The sequence below is a fragment of the Rhizobium sp. Leaf306 genome (assembly GCF_001423425.1).
Lineage (GTDB): Bacteria > Pseudomonadota > Alphaproteobacteria > Rhizobiales > Rhizobiaceae > Neorhizobium > Neorhizobium soli.
In genome coordinates, this window is the sequence record NZ_LMNX01000003.1 from 572743 (window position 1) to 592453 (window position 19711).

Below are 19711 nucleotides of genomic sequence, written 5' to 3' on the forward strand. Positions count from 1 at the left end.
GTATCCTTGTTGCTCAGAAAGGTTGTGTATGTTCGTTCTTCATGTCGCACTTCAAGGGTGTCTGCGCGGAAATAATGTCGAGTATGGGCTAACGGCCGATACCGGCGGGCATATCCGCTACTTGATGGATCTTGTCGGCGCCTGTGAAGCCTCTGACACCGCCTCCAAAATAGTGATCGCAACGCGCGCCTTCGAAGGCCACGGCGAGGACTATCAGCGGCCTTCCGAGGCCGTGAGCCCCCAGATTTCGATTGTACGGTTGCGTACCAACCGCCCCGATTATGTCAGCAAAGAGGATATGCATGCAGAGGTTGCATCCTTCAGCGAAGCGCTGATCGCTCACCTTCGCGAACATGGGCTTCCTGACATTGTCCATGCGCATTACGCCGACGCTGCGGTCGTCGCTGCACGGATCAAAACGGAGTTGGGCATTCCCTTCGTTTTCACGGGGCATTCGCTCGGCAGGGTGAAAATTGCGGCCATGCCGGAAATCGCATCGGACGCATCCATGACGCATCGTCTTGCGGCGGAAGAATGCGCGCTTGAACAGGCGTCCCTGATCATTGCGTCCTCGCGCGACGAGGCTGAGCTGCAGTACAAGGGGTATGACAATTACGACGCCGGCAAAATCCGCGTGCTTCCGCCCGGCAGCGACCTCGATGCTTTTCAGGGCGCCCAGTCATCGGAAACTGTCGAGGTCCAGCTCGCTCGTTTCCTCGCTGAACCTGAAAAGCCTGTGTTGCTTGCCATCGCGCGCCCGGTCACCAAAAAGAACCTGATCGGGCTTGTACGGGCCTACGGAAAATCGCCAGCGCTCCAGGAAGCTGCGAACCTCGTGATCCTCGCCGGCAACCGCTGCGAAATCGACGAGCTCGAACCGGATCTCGCGGACAACCTGCGCGAAATCCTTCATCTCGTAGATACCTACGATCTGTACGGCAAGATCGCCTATCCGAAGATGCATCGACCGGATCTGGTGCCAGCCTATTATGCCTATGCTCGCGATCGCGGTGGCATTTTCGTCAATCCGGCACTCAACGAACCGTTCGGATTGACGCTCCTGGAAGCCTCGGCCGTTGGTCTGCCCTTGATCGCGACAGACAGCGGCGGCCCCAATGATATCGTCGAGACCTGCGGCAACGGTGTGTTGATAGACCCGCGCGACGAGGACGGTCTTGCTTCCGCCGCGCTGAAAATCCTAGGCTGCTCCGAAACGTGGCAGACTTACTCCAAGGCCGGCGAACGTGCTGTCGCCTGTTATGACTGGGCGCGACATACCGAACGGTATCACGGCCTGCTCTCGGAGCTGATCGACAAGCCCGCAGCCAAGACGGAAAAGCCCTCGCAGCTACTGATCAGCGACATCGACAACACTCTGGTGGGATCGGTTCCGCATCTGCATGCCTTTGGCAATTGGCGGCGACAGCAGAGTGGATTGTCGTTCGGGGTCGCGACCGGTCGTTCCTTCCACAGCGCCATGGCCATTCTCGAACAGGAGGATGTGCCGAGGCCGGAAGTCATGATCACCTCGGTCGGATCCGAGATCTATCACCTGAGCGAGAACGGCGTCTCCTACGAGTATGACCGGCATTGGGCCGAGCGCATCGCCGAGAACTGGGACCGAAGCGGCATCGAGAGAGTTCTGCGCAAGGCAGGCTTCCTCACCCCGCAGGCATCGCTCGAACAGCGCGACTTCAAGCTCAGCTATTTCAGTGACGGCTCGAGCGGCGTCGTGGCACGCATCAAGGAACTGCTGGAAAAGGCCGGTTTGCGCGCGTCGGTGATCCACAGCCATCGACGGTACCTCGACGTCCTGCCGCTCAGGGCTTCAAAAGGGACGGCCGTTGACTACGTCCGTCGTGGTGCTGGACTGTCTGAAAACATGGTGTTCGTCGCCGGCGATTCCGGCAACGATATCGAGATGCTTCAGGCCATCCCGCAGTCGATCATCGTCGCCAACTACTCGGATGGACTGGCCACGCTTCCTGCACTCAGTCATTCCTATATCGCTTCAGAAACCCACGCGGCAGGGATTATCGAAGGTGTTCTCCACTTCCGCAGACAGGCGGAGGCTGAATGTCTCTCAGTGTCCTGACCCTGGTTCGTGGCCGCGAGCGACATCTCGCCAACCTGATGCGCAGCCTTGGGGAGCAGTCGTGCCTTCCCACGGAACTCGTGATCGCCTGGATGCAGCCGGAGCCTTTCGAGGATCTGCCGAGCCTGCCGTTTCCGGTCAAGCACGTGTTCGTCGAGGGAGAGGACTTGCCTCTTGCCAAGGCGCGGAACGCGGCGGCAACCGCGGCTTCGGTGGACACACTCATGTTTCTCGACGTTGACTGCATCGCGTCGCCAACGGTTGTTGAATCCTACTCTGCCGCCTTGAACGAGCATGACGGGATCTGTCTGAGCGAAGTTCTGTATCTGCCTGCCGAAGTGACCGATTTCCGGGGAGACTACGGTGTGCTCGAAGAGCTCGGCAAACCGCATGTCTCCAAGCCCCGGTTTCCTGAATTCGGCCGTGTCGAGCAGGAACCGGATGGCGGCCAGCTTTGGGGCCTGTCCTTCGCGCTGCGAAAAAGCACGTGGCAAGCGATCGGCGGTATGGATGAGCGCTTCGTCGGTTATGGCGGAGAAGAAACCGACTTCGCCGCATCGGCAGAGCAGGCCGGAGTGAAGACCTACCGGGTGGGTGGCGCGCGCGTCTATCACCAGCATCACCCGGTCCTCATACCGCCTCTGCACAACTTCGACCCGATCTTGCGCAACGCCCGCCTCTTTCAGGAAAAGCATGGCCGCTGGTGCATGGGCTACTGGCTTGGCCAGTTCCGCGCGGCGGGGCTGATCCGATGGGAGGAGGTTGGCGATGCGCTGGACGTCCTGCGCTTTCCGGACCCGACTGAAATTGAGGCCGCGCGACAGCCCGGTACCGTTCTGTATTCATAGGAATCATCGAGTATGAAAAAGCCAATCGCGTTTTTCGCCCATCATCAGGGCCGCGGACATGCCAACCGTATCATGGCCATTGCCGAGCATTTCAGCCAGGACAGGCAGGTCTCTGTTCTGACGGCCGGGCCGGACTATTTCGAGTCCGTAAGCTCAAGCGTCGAAGTCGTCGCGCTGCCGAACATGATCGGCGAAACGGTCCCGACCGCGCGGTTGTTCGATGAGCCTACACCATCGGTTATGCACTGCGTTCCCTTGGGCCTGCCGTCGATGCGGAAAACGATGCGCAAGATCGTCGAGCATCTCGACGACCGCGATATTGGTCTGTTTGTCGTGGACGTGTCGTCGGAAATCGGAATGTTGGGCCGGATCTGCTCCACCCCAACAGTTCAGATGCGCCTCCACGGCGACCGCAACGACGTCGGTCATATCGGATCCTACGAAGCGATGGTCGGCATTCTGGCGCCGTTCGACGAGCGTATGGAGCAGCAGGACTATCCGCGCCATCTTCGCGACAAGACGTTCTATACGGGTGGTCTTTGCACCACCCGCGATCAGGTTCTGTCCCGTGCAGAGGCACGCCAGAGACTTGGGCTGCCCTCGGATCAGAAGATCGTGCTGGTCATGACAGGTGGCGGCGGCAGCGGCACGCCCTATGCGCCGCTGACGATTGCCGCACGGGCCGTCCCGGATGCGCTGTGGCTCGTCGCCGGTCCTGTTCTGCGGGAAGGCCATGAGACGGATTTCCCCAATTTGAAGGAACTCGGCTGGGTCGACAACGTCACGGACCATATCGCAGCGGCCGATATCGTTGTGGCCTCCGCTGGCGACAACACGGTTCATGAGATTGCGCGTGCGGCCCGGAAATTCGTGGTGATGCCCGAATGGCGGTATTTTTCCGAACAGCATCGCAAGGCATCCGAGCTCGTCCGACTTGGCGCAGCGGTTTCCGCTCCATACTGGCCGGGAGATTACGAGGGATGGCGGGGGCTTCTGCAGCGTGCCGAAGAGCTCGACACGGAAGCACTTGCAACTCTGCACGAGCCGGCCGCTGCGGCCAGGGCCGCAAACTGGCTGGAAGAGCTCTGCGACCAGCTCTGGATGGGTGGTGCGCAGCGTATTGCAAGCCCGTTGCTCAAGGTCGTCTGATCATGGTCACGTTGACGACCGTCCTGCGCTCCGGGGGGCGCTACGAGCCGATCTGGGTGGAACGCCTTGCCCGCGGGGCGAGGCGGCATATTGCAGGCCTTGATCGCATCGTCTGTGTCACGGATTTCAATGAGGCAATGGACGGTGTCGAGACCGTCAAATTTCGCCATGACTGGCCGAAGTGGTGGTCGAAATTCGAGGCTTTCCGTCCCGAGCTCTCCGACGATGTCAACATACTCTGCGACCTGGACACGATCTTCATGTCCTCGGCCAGCGAGCTTGCATCAAAAGGCGATGCCGTTGTGATGGAGGATCATTTCCTGAAGTCTCGAGCGTCGACCGCGTTGATGCGCTGGAACAAAGACGATTTCTCGTTTCTGTACGAGCGGTTCAAACGCGATCCGGATCACTGGATTGCGCCGGGCAGTTGCGGAACCGTTCCCAACTCCGTGCACGGCGACCAGGTCGTGGTCGACCATTTCCTACGCGACCAGCAACCGTTCCCGGGCTTCATCCAAAACGAGTATCCTGATCTACTCGATTTCTACGATCCGGTTCGCAAGAACAGCGGACCGGTACTGATCTTCATTGGGGATTCCAAGCCCGACAACGCGACGGCCGACGTCAAGGACGCATGGCTGAACAGCTAGCACTGTCGGGAAGTGCTAGCTGTTGCCACCTCAGACTGTGAGCACCGCCCCGATTTGAGCCATTGACGCATCCATCTTCAGCACAAGTCCTGTGGGATTATATGCGACATCAACAGATCCCATCGAGCCCAGGCTCGACTTGATCAGTTTTGATCCGAAACCCTTATGCTCTGGAACGGCGACGATGGGTCCGTCCACTTCGATCCAACTAAACTGAAGCCTGTTCTCGCCACCCTGTGGCACGACAGACCACTCGATATCGATATGGCCAACCTCGTTGGAAAGCGCACCGTATTTGACGGCGTTGGTCATCAACTCGTGAAGTACCAGGCCGAAGGACATGGCAGCCTGGGGTCCGAGCATGACGGTCGTCCCACGAACCTTGATGCGGTCGCTGTCCTGCATCCCGATATTGCAGACAGTGTTGGCCACCACATCGCGCAATTCGGCTCCGCGCCAATCCTCTTGCGTCAGCATGTCATGCGCTTTGGAAAGAGCGGAGAGGCGCGACTGGATCTTGTCGCGCGCATCGTCCACCGTCTGGGCATTGCGCAAAGACTGGGTGGTGATGGCCTGCACCACGGCAAGCGTGTTTTTGACCCGGTGCGCGAGTTCGTGCATCAGCAGCTTTTGCGTTTCTTCGGCCTGCTTACGCTCGGTGATTTCGACAGATGCACCCGAAAAACGCACGGGCTCGCCGGAAGAGTCGCGGATAAGACGGCCCTTTGCGTGGACCCAGCGAACACCGCCACCTGGCTGAATGATGCGGTATTCGTTATCGAAGGTCGACTGTCCCTCGAACAACCGCCCCAGTTCCGCTTCGAACGCTGGCATGTCGTCGGGATGGAAATTCCGGGTGTATTCCTCTAGCGGCGCGCCGGCGGCTGCGCGACCCGGTTCTACCGTGTAGATCTCGGCGAAATTGGGGTCGGCATAGATCAGGTTCGTCTTCAGATCCCAATCCCAGATGCCGACCATTGTCGATGCGCCGAGAGCAAGCTGCAGGCGCTCTTCGCTTCGTGAAAGCTTGTCCTGCATGGATTTGAGCTCGGTGATATCGAGCGATACGCCGCACATCGCGACGGCCTGCCCCCGGTCATCGTGGACGAGCTGGCCACGCGCGAGCACCCAGGCCACAACACCGTCGGGACGGATGACGCGGTACTGGACATCGTAGTCCGAGCTTCCTGCCAGGGTTTCCTCCACCGCGGCTTGCATGCGGGGCAAGTCGTCGGGATGGATAGCACTCTGCAGATCGTCATAGCTGAGAGACTGGTCCCTGTGACGACCGAAGTTTTCCCGGCACACGTCAGAGGTCTGGAGTGCCATGGTCGCGAGGTTGAGCTCCCAATACCCAAGGCTTCCAGCCTCGAGAGTTTCCTTCATCCGGCGCTCGGAGCGAATGGCTGCCAGTTCCGCTTTTTTCGTTCCCGTGATGTCGCGGGAGATGGACAGGATCCGATCGGGCTTGCCGTCTCCTCCAAGGATTGGGGAAACTTTCACTTCCCACCACCGCGAGTTTCCTTTGGCCGTTTCCGCCGTCCCGACAAAGCTACAGCTCCGTCCGGAGCGCGAAGCCTCAAGCGCTTCGCGCGCTGCCGCGTTCCCGTCGTCTTTCCAAAAATCAGGCCAAGGACAGTTGCGGATGGTTTCGAAATCGTCGATTTCCATGACCCGCATGCCGCCAGCGCTCATGAACGTAATGTTGCCGGCGAGGTCGATAACCTTGATACAGTCGTCGCTCGCGGACAGGATTTCCGCCATGAGAGCAACGTCCATCGTGTTTGCCAATGCGACTTCGTGCGGTCGCTGGGATACCGTGTTCATTGTGTATCCGATCGCAAGCGTATGGATATCCGTGTCGAAGTCATTGTCGGCCGTTTCTGAACTGCGAGTGCAAGGTAGCCGCGAGACGGCAGTGGGCGAATGTTGCGGGGAGTTTCCGGTAGTTCAATCAGTCTCAGTCACGGTGCAGGCGGCGCGACGATAATGCTGGGTGGAACGCTCAACCCGATGTCGCCGCGCAGAAGTCGCGCGATGTATTCGAGAGCATTCTTCAAGCCGTTCATCGTATACGGCTTTTCGATTACACCGATTGCACCCACGAAATCTTCCGGAATGCGCTTCAGGTTTCCGGTGATGAATACGTACGGGATCCCCCGGTCGGCAAGGTGCCGCCCGACTTCGAGTCCGGTCGGGCCATCGGTCAGATGCACATCGACAAAGGCAAACTCCGGTATCTGGCCTTCCAGAATGGCCAGCGCCTTTTTCCGGTTCATGGCCTGACCGATTACAGAATGGCCCGCCGCCTCGACTTCTTCTTCGAGCTCAAGCGCCAGAAGGGCCTCGTCTTCAACGATCATGATTTTCAAGCTATGCTCCATATCAGCTATCTAGCGGCAAGATGATGCGGACAGTGGTTCGCCGACCCTCTACCTCACGTTCGATCTCGGCCTCGACCTGACGGCAGCACGTCTCCAGCATCAGCCGTCCGAATTCGTTATCCTCTTCGTCGACGTCGACCGGATCGGCCGTATCGCGGACTTCGATGATGAAATGCCCGTTTGGACGATTGACCACGAGGTGGATCTCTCCACCGCCCACGCTCAATCCGCGTCGGACCGCATCGCCAATGAGTTCATTGACGATCAGAGACAGTGGGGAGGCCTTGGCGGCGGGCACAAGAACCGGTGACAGATCCATGGTGATCCGGATATCGTCGCGCCCGAGCGATCCCACAAGGTCGACAACGTGATCGCGGGCAAAGTCGGCGACATCGAAGCGACCGACGTCGTTCGACATGAAGAGCTTGCGTTGCACCGTGCTAAGGGCCTCAACACGGTTGAGGACCGACAGGAGCGTATGCCGGACCGTTTCGTCCCGTGTTTTCCTGGCCTTGAGTTTCACGATCGAAGCGATGGTCAGCAGGTTGTTCTTGACGCGGTGGTCGACCTCGTGGACGAGGGTCGTCTTTGCCTCGAGGGCTTGGGTGAGTTCTGCTGTTCGGGCAGCGACCTCCGCCTCGGCTCTCCGACGCGCCGAAGCGGACTGCATCTCCAACGTCTTGTCGTCTGTGAAATCAAGCTGCGACGCGAAGTAGTAGAGCGGATCGCCCTGATCGTCGAACACAGGGCTGATGAAAAGAGCGTTCCAAAATGTCGAGCCGTCTTTCCGGTGGTTGACGATATCGATCGCGATCGACCTCTGGTCCCTGATCGCTTCCCTTATCTTCTGAACTGCCGCTGGGTCGGTCTCGGGTCCTTGCAAAAAACGGCAGTTGCGTCCCACCAGTTCGTCCGCCGGATATCCGGTCAGGTCACTAAAGGCCTTGTTGGAAAAGATGATCGGATTGTCGTACTGGCGCGGATCCGTGATGATCATCGGCATCCGGGTTGCTTTGAATGCTGCGGAGAAGGGATCCTTGGAAGAATGCTCTGCAAGAAGCTTGTCCCCGGCGTCCTGTGCCCCCCTTTTCGCCGAGATCGAGTCGTTCATGAGCATGCCTAATTTACAATTTGCTTTCCAACGCGTGCTCTTGGCTAAATGTTCCGCGCGGTAAAGCCACACGACGGTTTGGGTGCTTTGTGTCACGCGGCCGCTTCAGAAGCCGCATCTAAACAGCGCACAGATCTCGATCGTCGTGCGGGATATCACCGGGACAACACCAAAGACCGATGCAGCGGGAAACGAGCACTCGGGTGACAACCATCTCATATGATCGGTTCGCGCCGATATCCCTGAGCGCCTCTCGCTTGCTGATCAAGCGCTTTTCAGTAAGTGTAAATAACTGTAAATAAACGTAAATGTCAGATCCCTGATAGGAACCGCAAGGAGCTTTTGCTGTTGTTCGCTTGCTATCAAAGGAGCTGACATTGAAATACTCTGCATACCTCGCGACAGGATTAATCGGCATACTCGTGCTGACCGGGATCTCCACTGCCAATGCCCAGATGATGGGGGCGAAGCCGCTTTCCAGGGGTGACGTTCAGCTTGTCCAGAAGCAACAGGGCAAACAGCATATGCTCAAGGGCCACCGCGGTATGAAGGAACGCCGTCAGGGCTACCGGCGCCACAGCGACGGCTACTGGTACCCGCCTGCAGCATTCGCGTCTGAGGCTCCAAAGAAAAAGCCAGGCCGATCGGACAAAGCTCCGTCACCGGTCAGAAAATTCTAGGAGAGAACGCGGCTCATGGGCACTCATCCTCAAGCCGTCAACGAGGTAGTGCCGCGTATTGTGCATAGCTGCACTGCAACATGCTGCCTTTCTACATTCGGATAAATGGAATATCCAGGCTTCCAACGAAGCAATGCACCTCCTCCCGCAGAGCTTCGTGTTCCAGGCGACCACTCCTCCCAATGGGCGTCTGGCAGAACAGCGGCACTCCTCCTCCCAGCCGTTGTTCGATCTTTTCGAAAAGCCTGCCGCACCTCCTCCCGCGGCAGGCTTTTTCGTTTTCGGCGAGCCACAAGGCACGTTCGACTGGCCGGCACTTTGGCGCTGCAGCGTGCGCTTTGTGGCAAACAGGGATGTGAACGAGGGCGATGCGGTTCTTCTTTGAGGTTCATCTGTAGTTTTCGACAACCTTATGCCGTACCGAGCGTTTCGATCCTTTACCGACGTCGTCCAGGGAGAAGCGCGTGCCGCAGGAATTTCGTTTTGAGATGCTAGCTAAGTTCGGCTATGCCGCGCGAGGTGTCGTTTTTCTTCTGGTTGCGGCGTTGGCGCTGTTTTCGAGCTTCGGCGGCGGTCGCCCCGAAAGCAAGTCGGCCATATCGTCGTTGCTGGATCAGCCGTTCGGCAAGGTGTGGGTCGGGATAATCGGCATCGGGCTTTTCTGTTTTGTGGCCTGGCGGCTTGCCCAGGCTCTGGCGGACAGTGACGGACATGGCAGCGATGCCAAAGGAATGGTCATTCGGGCAAGCCTTCTCGGCAGCGCCGTTACCTATGTCGGTCTCGGGATCTACGCAATCGGGCTTTCGGTCTTTTCGGGCGGCGGAGGCGGTGGTTCTGGAGAGAAGGGCCTGGCGACATGGATCATGTCCCAACCTTTCGGCTCCTACCTCGCCATCATCGCCGGCATTGGACTGTTCGCAGGCGGTGTCGTTACCATGATAAAGGGCCTGACGCGGAAATTCGAGAAGTATATCAGCATCCCGAGCAACGCCAGCTGGCTTACCTATGTCTGTGTATACGGTCTCGTCGCCCGCGGTGTCGTCTTTGCCGTTGTCGGCATCCTGTTTGCCTATGCCGGCTTCAAGGTCGATCCTGATCAAGCTGGCGGCATGGCTGACGCGATGGACTGGTTGAGCGAGCTGCCGGGCGGTGCGACCATCTTCATCGTCATCGCAGCCGGGCTCGCAGCGTTCGGTATCTATAACCTTGTCGCCGCAAGATACCGGACAGTCCGTGGCCCCTCCATGGCAGACGTCAAGCGCACTGTCAGCCGGCCCTTCAACTAGCCGATCGGGACCGTTGACTGGGATCCTGCACTCAGCTGGTCATCGAAATCGCGACCATCATAAACGCGTGAGGGGGTGGGAACGGTCCGTTCCCACGCCCTCATTTGCTATATCCGGCATGCCACGAAAGCAGTGACACGCCGGGCTATTTATTGCGTTAGGCGAGCATGCGCACCTTGGGTTCGCGATCCCAGTACCGCTTTGCAGCGGCCTTCAGGAAGCCGTCCATCCCGACAACACCGTCATCGGTTTCGACGCCGGCTTTCTGCAGCAGTGGCTGGGCCTCGTTCGTATGGCCGATAGCCTTGAGGTGGCCGAACGCATCCATCACCCACTGGACCGCTGCTGCTTCTCGGGTCAGCATGTCGCTGCCTTCCTTCGAGAGGAGAACAGCGACCGCGTCGAAGAGCTGTGACGGCGAACCGGCGAGCTGACCATCGGCTTTCGTTACGTTGCCGTCGGACAGTTTTGCCTTTCCGATTTTAGGCGCAACGACGAATGCGGTGGCGCCAGCCTGGCTGATGGCGTTCTTCAGATCACTCAATGCCTTCGCATCGGTGCCATCAGCAATAAGGATGCCGATCTTTCGACCCTTGACCGTCTCGACCATGTTCTTCTGGATCGACAGGGCTGGCGACGGATCGAGATCGACCGGTTCCCGTGCAGCCGGATTGGCAGCCGGAAGATCGATTCCGAGACCATCGGCGACCCGCTGCGCCAACTCCTCGTCAACGTTCAGGAGATTGCCAAGAACGCGCGGCGGAACGTGATCGAACTCGACCTTGGAAAGCTCGAACACGAAAGACGACGCGATATGCGCTTGCTCGGACGCTGTCTGAGACTTCCAGAACATTCGTGCCTGGCTGTAATGGTCGGCAAAGAGCTCGGCGCGGACCCGCAGCTTGTCGCCCTGTTCCTGATCACCTGTCGCCCGTTCGAACGACCGGAAGCCAGTTGCGGGACACTCGCGTGGGCCGCCTTCTTCTCCAGCCATTGAGAGGCTGTTGGGTTCGTAATTGGCACGACCCTTCGGAACGCTCATCTGCATCATGCCGTCACGCTGGAAATTCTGCATGGGGCACTTCGGCGCGTTGATCGGCAGCTGATGGAAATTGGCCGTGCCGAGACGCGATTTCTGGGTATCCAGATAGGAGAACAACCGGCCTTGCAAAAGCGGATCGTTGGAGAAGTCGATTCCCGGGACGACGTTCGACGGCAGGAAAGCCACCTGTTCCGTTTCGGCGAAGAAGTTATCGGGGTTGCGATCAAGCACAAGCCGACCGACGATCTTGACCGGCAAAATCTCTTCCGGGATGATCTTGGTGGAGTCGAGCACGTCGTAGGGGAGCTTGCTTGCGAATTCCTCGTCGAAAAGCTGAACGCCGAGCTCCCATTCCGGAAAGTCACCACTGTCGATGGCTTCCCAGAGATCGCGACGGTGGTAGTCGTTGTCGGCGGCCTGAAGCTTGAGCGCCTCATCCCAGATCGTCGACTGAACGCCGAGCTTCGGCTTCCAGTGGAACTTCACGAAGGTCGACTTCCCCTCTTCGTTGACGAAGCGGAACGTATGAATGCCAAAGCCCTGCATCATGCGCAGCGAGCGCGGAATGCCACGGTCCGACATGGCCCATAGAAGCATGTGGGTGGTCTCAGGCATCAGCGACGCGAAATCCCAGAAGGTACCGTGCGCGCTACCGGCCTGCGGATAGGCGCGGTCAGCTTCCATTTTCACTGAGTGAATGAGATCGGGAAACTTGATTGCATCCTGGATAAAGAAGACCGGAATGTTGTTGCCGACCAGATCCCAGTTGCCTTCCTGCGTGTAGAATTTGACGGCGAAGCCGCGAACGTCGCGAGGGGTATCGACAGAGCCAGCGCCGCCTGCAACGGTCGAGAAGCGGACGAAAACCGGAACCTTGTCCCCTACACGCTGAAACACGTCGGCTTTTGTCACGTCACTGAGGGATTCCGTGAGCTCGAAGTAACCGTGTGCGGCAGAGCCTCTGGCATGCACGATGCGCTCAGGGATGCGTTCGTGGTCGAAATGAAAGATTTTCTCGCGGAGAACGAAGTCCTCAAGCAGGCTCGGACCGCGATTGCCGGATTTCAGACTGTTCTGATTGTCGGAGATCCGAACGCCGTGGTTTGTCGTCAGGTGGGCCTGAGCATGATGCGAGCCATCGGACGGAACATGCTGGTGGGTCTCGCCGCCTTCACCGCGGTCCGTATCATATGTCGTCGGGTCAGCCATTGGATGGTCCTTTGCTCGAATTCAATCCAGCAACAGATATGCCCGCGCGACGCTGCGGCAAGCGTCCGTCGGAGAGATTATCCAAGGGATTACTTTCAAAGCTGCAGGTCAGGCACCGGAGGTGGCTGTGGGCTGAGCTCCCGAGAGTGGTCAGTAAAGGTGTCTCGTAGTCCGCTGTGCCTGCATTCGTGGCCTGACCGGCGTTCGAGGAGGCGCTGCGGTGACGCCGGTCCGGCCGGGAGAGATGCCTATCCCGCGCAAAACTTTCCCGATTGCTCTCTTAGCAAGGCAAGCCCTTGCTCTGTCACGAGGTTCATCCTCGGGTTGCCGCGGCGCCCCGCGAAAAGGTCCGGATACTGGGATGACGTAACAAGTCTCACTTCCGTTCGCGGCAGCTTCTGCAGGTGAACACTTGCACCCTTACGCGCAATATCGACGCCCAGCGCACGAAGCGCGTCAGGTGCCGCGATCCAAATGGTGCCGCTGATGTTCAGCATCCGAATGGTGTGTCCATGGCAGGTCACGGTGTTCATCGAGCGTCCTCAGCCGTCGCGACGTCAGCCAGGCCGTCGCTCGAAATCGCAACGACGACGGCTTTCGACGGAGAAACAGGTGTATCTCCAACCGCTCCGAAAAATCCTGACAGCATCCGTAAATCCTTCGTGAACCACCGATTATGTGCATTGCACAAAACTAGACGCCGGTTATATACGTGCCCGACTGTATGTAAACTATTCTTGTGCGGAGCACTCGATGCCTAAGGCGTTGCGATCTATCCTGACCATCACTTGCCTCCTCGCCCTCGTCGGGTGCCAGAAGGAAGAAGCCGCAGCACCTCCGGCGCCGCCTCCATCGCCCGTTGGCGTGGTGACGGTGCAGCCCGAGACCTTGCCGATTACCAGCGATCTGCCCGGCCGTATCGCTCCGACCCGTCTCGCCGAGGTGCGCCCGCGTATCTCCGGGATCATCGTCGAGCGCGTCTTCGAACAGGGATCCATCGTCAAGGCGGGCGACGTGCTTTACCGCATCGACCCGGCACCGTTCCAGGTTCAGGTCGACAGCGCGCAGGCCACGCTTCGGAGTGCGCAGGCAGCGCAGATGCAGGCTCGCCAGACCGCCGATCGTCAGACCCAGCTCAGCAAATCGAACGTCGCCACTCGCCAGGATCTCGATACCGCGATCTCTGCACTGGCGCAGGCGGACGCTCAGGTCTCCGTCGCCCAGGCCGGCCTTGCCCAGGCCGAGCTCAGCCTGCAATACGCCAATGTCACGGCACCGATCAGCGGCCGCATCGGCCGTGCGCTGATCACGGAAGGCGCCCTGGTCAGCTCGACTGGCTCTGAAAACCTCGCGACCATCCAGCAGCTCGACCCGATCTATGCGGACTTCACCCAACCGGCCGCCGATCTGATCCGCCTGCGCAAGGCGCTGCAGGACGGCAAGCTGATGACAGGACCGAACGAGGCGAACGCCTATCTCATGCTCGACGACGGCACCAAATATCCGGAAACGGGCCGTTTGCTGTTTTCGGAGGCAGCGGTCGATGAAACCACTGGGCAGGTGACCCTGCGCGGTGAATTCCCCAATACCAATGGGGATCTCCTGCCGGGCATGTATGTCCGCGTGCAGATCGAGGAAGGTCTTGAGCGCGATGCCTTCGCCGTGCCGCAGCAGGCCCTGCAGCGCGATTCCGGAGGCCAGGCGAGCGTGCTCGTGGTCGGCGCCGAAGACAAGGTCGAACAGCGCCGCGTCACCGTAGGCCGCGCGCTTGGCGAACGCTGGGTCATCTCGCAGGGCCTGAAGGCCGGCGACCGCGTGATTGCCGAAGGTTTCCAGAAGACGGCTCCCGGCGCCACCGTCAAGCCTGAGCCCTGGTCTGCGGACAAGCCCGCGACCGAGCAATCGACGCAGGGCGACGCCAAGGCTGCTCCTGCAGAGCCGGCGAAGAAGTAAGGACCAGGTTACATGGCAAGTTTCTTCATCGACCGGCCGATCTTCGCCTGGGTCGTCGCAATCTTCATCATGCTCGCAGGCGTGCTGACAATTCCGATGCTGCCGATCGCGCAGTATCCGAATGTCGCGCCGCCGCAGATCACCGTCTCCACCAACTATCCCGGCGCTTCGCCTGACGATATCTATCAGGGCGTGACGCGTCCGATCGAAGAAGAACTGAACGGCGTTCCCGGGCTGATCTATTTCGAATCGACGTCTGAATCGTCGGGCCGCGTGTCCATCAACGTCACCTTCGCACCCGGTACGAATATCGGCGAAGCGCAGGTCGAGGTGCAGAACCGCATCGCCCGCGCCGAACCCCGCCTGCCGGGCGCCGTCACATCGCAGGGCGTGCGGGTCGAGCAGGCAGGCACATCGTTCCTCATGGTCGTGTCGCTGACCTCCACGGACGGCAATACTGACGTCATTGGTCTCGGCGACTATCTGAACCGCAACGTGCTTGGCGAGATCCGCCGCGTGCCCGGCGTCGGCAGTGCTCAGTTGTTCGCGACCCAGCGCTCCATGCGGATCTGGATGGATCCCGACAAGATGGTCGGCCTCAAGCTGACGGCCTCCGATGTTACGGCTGCGATCAGCGCCCAGAACGCCCAGGTTGCCGCCGGTCGTATCGGCGCGACGCCGAACCCGATCGGCCAGCAGATTTCCGCAACCATCAACGTCCAGGGACAGTTGACCAACCCCGAAGCGTTCGGAGCGATCGTTTTGCGTGCCAATCCCGATGGTTCGTCGGTGCGGTTGCGCGATGTCGCCCGCATCGAGGTCGGCGGCGAAAGCTACAACTTCTCCAGCCGCCTCAACGGCAAGCCAAGCGCTGCCATCGGCGTCCAGCTGTCGCCGACCGCCAATGCACTCGATACGGCGAAAGGCGTGCGCGCGGTCATGACCGAGCTGCAGCAGTATTTCCCGTCCGGCATCGAATACGAGATCCCGTACGATACCAGCCCGTTCGTGGAAGTCTCGATCGAGAAGGTCATCCATACGCTGATCGAGGCGATGATCCTCGTCTTCGTGGTGATGTACGTCTTCCTTCAGAACATCCGCTACACGCTGATCCCGACACTGGTCGTCCCGGTGGCGCTGCTTGGCACCTGTGCGGTGATGTATGTCTCCGGCTTCTCCATCAATGTGCTCACCATGTTTGCGATGGTGCTCGCGATCGGCATTCTCGTCGACGACGCCATCGTCGTCGTCGAAAACGTCGAGCGCATCATGGCACAGGAAAAGCTGTCGCCGAAGGAAGCGACCCGCAAGGCGATGGGCCAGATTTCGGGCGCCATCATCGGCATCACGCTTGTCTTGAGTGCGGTGTTCATTCCGATGGCCTTCTTCCCCGGTGCGGTCGGCATCATCTATCAGCAGTTCTCGCTGACCATGGTGGTCTCGATCCTGTTCTCGGGTTTCCTTGCCCTGTCGCTCACGCCCGCACTGTGCGGTTCGTTCCTCAAGCCGATCAAAGGCGATCACCACGAGAAGAAGGGCGTCTTCGGCATTTTCAACCGCGGTTTCGACAAGGCTTCGCACGGCTATTCGCGCACGGTCGGTGGCATCATCAAGCGATCCGGTCGCTTCATGGTCATCTACGTCGCGCTTCTCGTCGGCCTCGGCTGGGCCTATCTGCAGCTGCCGAGCTCGTTCCTGCCCAACGAAGACCAAGGCTTCCTGATCGTCGACGTTCAGGCACCTGCCGAGGCAAGCACCGACCGCACCACCGAGGTCGTCGCGCAGATCGAAAAGATCGCGCTCAGTGAAAAGGCCGTCGAGCGCATTATCGCCATCAACGGCTATTCCTTCTCCGGCAGCGGCCAGAATGCCGCGCTCGCCTTCATCACCCTGAAGGACTGGTCGGATCGCGGTCCCGAGGATTCGGCTGATGCGATCGCAAAGAGGATCAACGGCCAGATCTTCGGCATTCGCGATGCGATCGCGTTCTCGCTGTCGCCGCCGCCGATCCAGGGTCTCGGCAACTCGTCCGGCTTTACCTTCCGATTGCAGGATCGTGCCGGCAACGGCCAGACGGCACTTGGCGCGGCGCGCGACCAGTTGATGGCCGCAATTGCCAAGAGCCCAGTTCTCGCAGGCGTTCGCATCGAAGGCATGCCGGATGCGGCGCAGGTGAACCTCCTCATCGACCGTGAGAAAGCCAACACGTTCGGTGTCACATTCGGTGACATCAACTCGACGATCACCGCAAACCTCGGCTCGTCCTATGTGAACGACTTCCCGAATGCGGGACGCATGCAGCGCGTGCAGGTTCAGGCCGACGGCAAGCAGCGCATGAAGACAGAAGACCTGCTGCGGCTCAACGTCCGCAACGCCAATGGCGGCATGGTGCCGATGGCCTCATTCGCGTCGGTCGAATGGGTCCGGGGCCCGTCGCAGGTTGTTGGCTATAACGGCTACCCGTCGATCCGCATCGCCGGCCAGGCAGCACCGGGCTTCTCCTCCGGTGACGCCATCACCGAGATGGAACGGCTTGCCGGCGAACTGCCGAACGGTTTCGGTTACGAATGGACCGGCCAGTCGCTGCAGGAAATCCAGTCGGGGTCGCAGGCACCAGCCCTGATCGCGCTCAGCGTGCTCTTCGTGTTCCTGCTGCTGGCAGCCTTGTACGAAAGCTGGTCGATCCCGATCTCGGTCATGCTCGTCGTGCCGCTCGGGGTCATCGGTTCGGTTGCGGCCGTCATGCTTCGAGGAATGTCGAATGACGTCTACTTCCTCGTGGGTCTGATCGCCATTATCGGTCTGTCGGCGAAGAATGCCATCCTGATCATCGAGTTCGCCAAGGACCTCCGCGCCGAAGGCCGCTCCACCTTCGATGCGACGGTCGAGGCAGCGCATCTGCGCTTCCGCCCGATCCTGATGACGTCGCTTGCGTTCACCCTCGGCGTCGTTCCGATGGCAATTGCCACCGGTGCCAGTGCTGCCAGTCAGAATGCGATCGGCACCGGCGTGCTCGGCGGGATGATCTCGGCGACCTTGCTGGCCATCTTCTTCGTTCCCGTGTTCTTCGTCTTCGTGATGAAAGTCTTCCGCGTGAAGGAGCCGAACCACGAAGCAGAAAAGGCAGCTCCCAAACCGGCGGAGTAGGGGAGAGCGGGAAGAGGAAGACAAGGATGAGACGAACGAAAGCCGAAGCGGCCGAGACGCGCTGTGCCGTCCTGACCGCAGCCGAGCAGCTTTTTTTCGAAAAAGGCGTCGCCAACAGTACTCTGGACGAAATCGCGGCTGCCGCGGGTGTCACACGTGGAGCGGTCTACTGGCACTTTGCCAGCAAGAGCGACCTGTTCCTCCAACTCTACAACGCGGCGCAGCTTCCCCGGGTCGACATGAGCGACGCTGCCGGCTCGGGTTGCGAGGATACTGATCCGATCTCGGCGGTGGAAACCATTGCTCTCGACTGGTTTGGGATGCTCGCAAGCGACGTCCAGCGTCAGCGGCTCCTCACGATCCTTCTGAGAACGAACTTCGAACATGAGTTCGAACCTGTCCTGCAGGAGATGGACGCCCTCAGCGCTGAGCACACTAAAAACATGGAGCGCATCTTTGCCAAGGCTGAAGACAAGGGACAGCTGTCACCCTTGTGGACTCCTGCCGCGTGCAGCCGCGCCGTGCACTGGCAGATGAAGGGTATCTGTTGGGAGTGGCTGCTGTTTGGCCGGAAGTTCGACCTCGTCATCTTGGGCGGAGACAGCGTCCGAAAGCTGTTCGCGACCTTCAGGCGCTGATCGTGATGGATGGGGAGAAATCGGCAGGCTCGGTCAAGCAAGTGGACATTGTCGCCGGATCTGTCGATGCTATGCTTTCCCCGATGACCGATATCTTCCAGGTCTATACCGACGGTTCGTTCGACGCCACTTCCCGATCTGGCGGCTGGGCGATCGTCGCTTTCAAAGGCGACGTGCAGATCCATGTCGCCTCGGGGACGACGATCGGCAGCTCGAACAATTCGTTCGAGGTGCTGTCTGTCATGCGCGCGGCGTCTTGGCTTGAAGCCGAAGCGACGGGAATGGCTGCGGTGATCTGGACCGATTCCGCCCACGTCGTCGAAGGGTGTCGTCGATGGCGGTTCATGTGGCGCGGCAACGGCTGGAAGCGGGTAAGATCAAACCCGCACGAACGTCGTCGGCCAATCCCGGATGCAGATGTCTGGCGCGAATTGGACACTCTCCTGGAGCACAACCCGCTTATAGCAATTCAATTGTGCAAAGGGCATTCCGGAATCTCCGGAAATGAACAGGCCGATGCGGCAGCGAGATCCGCCTTGGGTCTGGGATAAGGCACGTTGCCGGCTCCCGAGCGCGAAAGACCTGCTGAACTTGACAGAAGTCATGTGGCGGACTTGCAACTGTGATTGCGCAGTCGCTACTGCAAGATCATCTTTATTAGCTCTTTCCGTTAGCAAACAGCGCGACTCTGATAGTGGATTGAATCACCGATCAGGCATCGGACCACTAAAGGATATGTCATGAACACTCTCTCAAAAGCCCTGGCCACCGTTCTCCTCGCCTCGGCAATCGCAGTCCCGGTGTCTGCCGCAGATCTCGCGCCCATGGAAACTCCGCTTGCCGCACCGGCGACGTCTGGTTTTTACTTTGGTTCGCTGAGCTCCGTAAACTTCCTTGACGATACAGGCTTTGATTTCGGCGCCGCGTCGGTGTCCACCGAGTATGACGTCGGCTACTACAGCGCACTGCGCGCCGGCTATAACTTCGGATCGATGGGCTTCGTTTCGCCGCGCCTCGAGGTTGAACTTGGTTATGGCAGCGCGTCTGTCGACGAACACAGCGTTTCCGGATTTGGCGGCGTTGGTGGTAGCGACTCCTACGGCGACGCTCGCTCGTTCCAGGGCTATGTCAATGGCTATCTCGATATCCCGCTTGCAGCTGAAGGCGCAGTCAGCGCGATCACGCCTTACGTCGGCGGCGGTGCAGGTTTCATGAACCTGGAACTGCGCAAGCAGGGCGTCAGCGGAACCGGTACCGGCACGCTGATGGATGATTCCGACACCCAGTTCGCCTACCACCTTGATGCCGGCGTCGGCATCAATCTGCAGGCTATCGGTCTGTTCACGAACACTTCGCTGTTCGACAACACGACGTTTGATATCGGGTATCGCTTCACAGCTGCCGACGATTTCAACTTCGAGGCCCGCGACGGATCCACGTCGAGCACCGACTTCCGCAGCCATGCTGTGACATTCGGCCTGCGTCGCCAGTTCTGATCTGAGGGTCTGGCCGGTTTCGC

At 59.6% G+C, this 19711-nt stretch carries 16 protein-coding genes; 11 read left to right on the forward strand and 5 right to left on the reverse strand.

Features of this window, described 5'->3' with window-relative positions:
- Positions 1–28 precede the first annotated feature (28 nt).
- Genes ASG19_RS16015 through ASG19_RS16030 form a run of 4 tightly spaced genes read left to right on the forward strand, consistent with a single transcriptional unit; the run spans position 29 to position 4742 of the window.
- Complete coding sequence (locus tag ASG19_RS16015; RefSeq protein ID WP_062459453.1) at positions 29–2095, forward strand: HAD-IIB family hydrolase; 2067 nt, start codon at positions 29–31, stop codon at positions 2093–2095.
- Positions 2077–2943: a galactosyltransferase-related protein gene (locus ASG19_RS16020; protein ID WP_062459456.1), complete on the forward strand. Its 867-nt coding sequence runs from the start codon at positions 2077–2079 to the stop codon at positions 2941–2943. The genes ASG19_RS16015 and ASG19_RS16020 overlap by 19 nt, the downstream gene beginning before the upstream one ends.
- A gap of 12 nt (positions 2944–2955) precedes the next feature.
- Positions 2956–4092, forward strand: coding sequence for a glycosyltransferase (locus ASG19_RS16025; protein WP_062459461.1), 1137 nt, complete (start codon positions 2956–2958; stop codon positions 4090–4092).
- 2 nt (positions 4093–4094) lie between these two features.
- Entirely contained in the window at positions 4095–4742 is a 648-nt protein-coding gene (locus ASG19_RS16030; RefSeq protein ID WP_062459464.1) for a hypothetical protein, read from the forward strand.
- Positions 4743–4772: 30 nt separating this feature from the next.
- Here the strand turns inward: ASG19_RS16030 and ASG19_RS16035 are convergent, their stop codons facing one another.
- From ASG19_RS16035 to ASG19_RS16045, 3 genes are all read right to left on the reverse strand, one after another.
- On the reverse strand, positions 4773–6569 hold the full coding sequence (locus tag ASG19_RS16035) for a PAS domain-containing protein (protein WP_062459467.1): 1797 nt from the start codon (positions 6567–6569) through the stop codon (positions 4773–4775).
- 137 nt (positions 6570–6706) lie between these two features.
- Positions 6707–7114, reverse strand: coding sequence for a response regulator (locus tag ASG19_RS16040; protein ID WP_062459470.1), 408 nt, complete (start codon positions 7112–7114; stop codon positions 6707–6709).
- Positions 7115–7127: 13 nt separating this feature from the next.
- Entirely contained in the window at positions 7128–8237 is a 1110-nt protein-coding gene (locus ASG19_RS16045) for a PAS domain-containing protein (protein ID WP_062460446.1), read from the reverse strand.
- Between the two features lie 377 nt (positions 8238–8614).
- Here ASG19_RS16045 and ASG19_RS16050 point away from each other — a divergent pair, with 377 nt between their 5' ends.
- Both ASG19_RS16050 and ASG19_RS16060 read left to right on the forward strand, forming a co-directional pair.
- Complete coding sequence (locus tag ASG19_RS16050) at positions 8615–8917, forward strand: hypothetical protein (RefSeq protein WP_156466528.1); 303 nt, start codon at positions 8615–8617, stop codon at positions 8915–8917.
- Positions 8918–9381: 464 nt separating this feature from the next.
- On the forward strand, positions 9382–10203 hold the full coding sequence (locus ASG19_RS16060; RefSeq protein ID WP_062459479.1) for a DUF1206 domain-containing protein: 822 nt from the start codon (positions 9382–9384) through the stop codon (positions 10201–10203).
- Positions 10204–10360: 157 nt separating this feature from the next.
- Here the strand turns inward: ASG19_RS16060 and ASG19_RS16065 are convergent, their stop codons facing one another.
- Both ASG19_RS16065 and ASG19_RS16070 read right to left on the reverse strand, forming a co-directional pair.
- Positions 10361–12454 carry a catalase gene (locus tag ASG19_RS16065; protein WP_062459481.1) on the reverse strand — a complete coding sequence of 698 codons (2094 nt, stop codon included), beginning with the start codon at positions 12452–12454 and terminating at the stop codon, positions 10361–10363.
- Between the two features lie 248 nt (positions 12455–12702).
- Positions 12703–12987 (reverse strand): hypothetical protein, encoded by a 285-nt coding sequence (locus ASG19_RS16070; protein WP_062459484.1) that lies wholly within the window; start codon positions 12985–12987, stop codon positions 12703–12705.
- Positions 12988–13207: 220 nt separating this feature from the next.
- Between ASG19_RS16070 and ASG19_RS16075 the strand changes: the two genes are divergently transcribed.
- The 5 genes from ASG19_RS16075 to ASG19_RS16095 all read left to right on the forward strand — a co-directional run bounded on the left by ASG19_RS16075 (position 13208) and on the right by ASG19_RS16095 (position 19688).
- On the forward strand, positions 13208–14407 hold the full coding sequence (locus ASG19_RS16075; protein ID WP_156466529.1) for an efflux RND transporter periplasmic adaptor subunit: 1200 nt from the start codon (positions 13208–13210) through the stop codon (positions 14405–14407).
- Between the two features lie 12 nt (positions 14408–14419).
- Positions 14420–17554, forward strand: coding sequence for an efflux RND transporter permease subunit (locus ASG19_RS16080; RefSeq protein WP_062459487.1), 3135 nt, complete (start codon positions 14420–14422; stop codon positions 17552–17554).
- A gap of 26 nt (positions 17555–17580) precedes the next feature.
- The gene (locus tag ASG19_RS16085; protein WP_062459490.1) at positions 17581–18192 is read left to right on the forward strand and encodes a TetR family transcriptional regulator; all 612 of its coding nucleotides are present in this window, start codon (positions 17581–17583) and stop codon (positions 18190–18192) included.
- A gap of 5 nt (positions 18193–18197) precedes the next feature.
- Positions 18198–18743, forward strand: coding sequence for an RNase H family protein (locus tag ASG19_RS16090; RefSeq protein WP_342344794.1), 546 nt, complete (start codon positions 18198–18200; stop codon positions 18741–18743).
- 189 nt (positions 18744–18932) lie between these two features.
- A complete protein-coding gene (locus tag ASG19_RS16095) occupies positions 18933–19688 on the forward strand; it encodes a porin family protein (RefSeq protein WP_062459493.1) in 756 nt (251 codons plus the stop codon).
- Positions 19689–19711: the final 23 nt, after the last annotated feature.

Excerpts from the sequence above, each read along its gene's own strand:
- ASG19_RS16015 (WP_062459453.1), top strand. The coding sequence starts at position 29 with ATGTTCGTTCTTCATGTCGCACTTCAAGGGTGTCTGCGCGGAAATAAT.
- ASG19_RS16020 (WP_062459456.1), top strand. The coding sequence starts at position 2,077 with ATGTCTCTCAGTGTCCTGACCCTGGTTCGTGGCCGCGAGCGACATCTC.
- ASG19_RS16025 (WP_062459461.1), top strand. The coding sequence starts at position 2,956 with ATGAAAAAGCCAATCGCGTTTTTCGCCCATCATCAGGGCCGCGGACAT.
- ASG19_RS16030 (WP_062459464.1), top strand. The coding sequence starts at position 4,095 with ATGGTCACGTTGACGACCGTCCTGCGCTCCGGGGGGCGCTACGAGCCG.
- ASG19_RS16035 (WP_062459467.1), bottom strand. The coding sequence starts at position 6,569 with ATGAACACGGTATCCCAGCGACCGCACGAAGTCGCATTGGCAAACACG.
- ASG19_RS16045 (WP_062460446.1), bottom strand. The coding sequence starts at position 8,237 with ATGAACGACTCGATCTCGGCGAAAAGGGGGGCACAGGACGCCGGGGAC.
- ASG19_RS16065 (WP_062459481.1), bottom strand. The coding sequence starts at position 12,454 with ATGGCTGACCCGACGACATATGATACGGACCGCGGTGAAGGCGGCGAG.
- ASG19_RS16070 (WP_062459484.1), bottom strand. The coding sequence starts at position 12,987 with ATGAACACCGTGACCTGCCATGGACACACCATTCGGATGCTGAACATC.
- ASG19_RS16075 (WP_156466529.1), top strand. The coding sequence starts at position 13,208 with ATGCCTAAGGCGTTGCGATCTATCCTGACCATCACTTGCCTCCTCGCC.
- ASG19_RS16080 (WP_062459487.1), top strand. The coding sequence starts at position 14,420 with ATGGCAAGTTTCTTCATCGACCGGCCGATCTTCGCCTGGGTCGTCGCA.
- ASG19_RS16085 (WP_062459490.1), top strand. The coding sequence starts at position 17,581 with ATGAGACGAACGAAAGCCGAAGCGGCCGAGACGCGCTGTGCCGTCCTG.
- ASG19_RS16090 (WP_342344794.1), top strand. The coding sequence starts at position 18,198 with ATGGATGGGGAGAAATCGGCAGGCTCGGTCAAGCAAGTGGACATTGTC.
- ASG19_RS16095 (WP_062459493.1), top strand. The coding sequence starts at position 18,933 with ATGAACACTCTCTCAAAAGCCCTGGCCACCGTTCTCCTCGCCTCGGCA.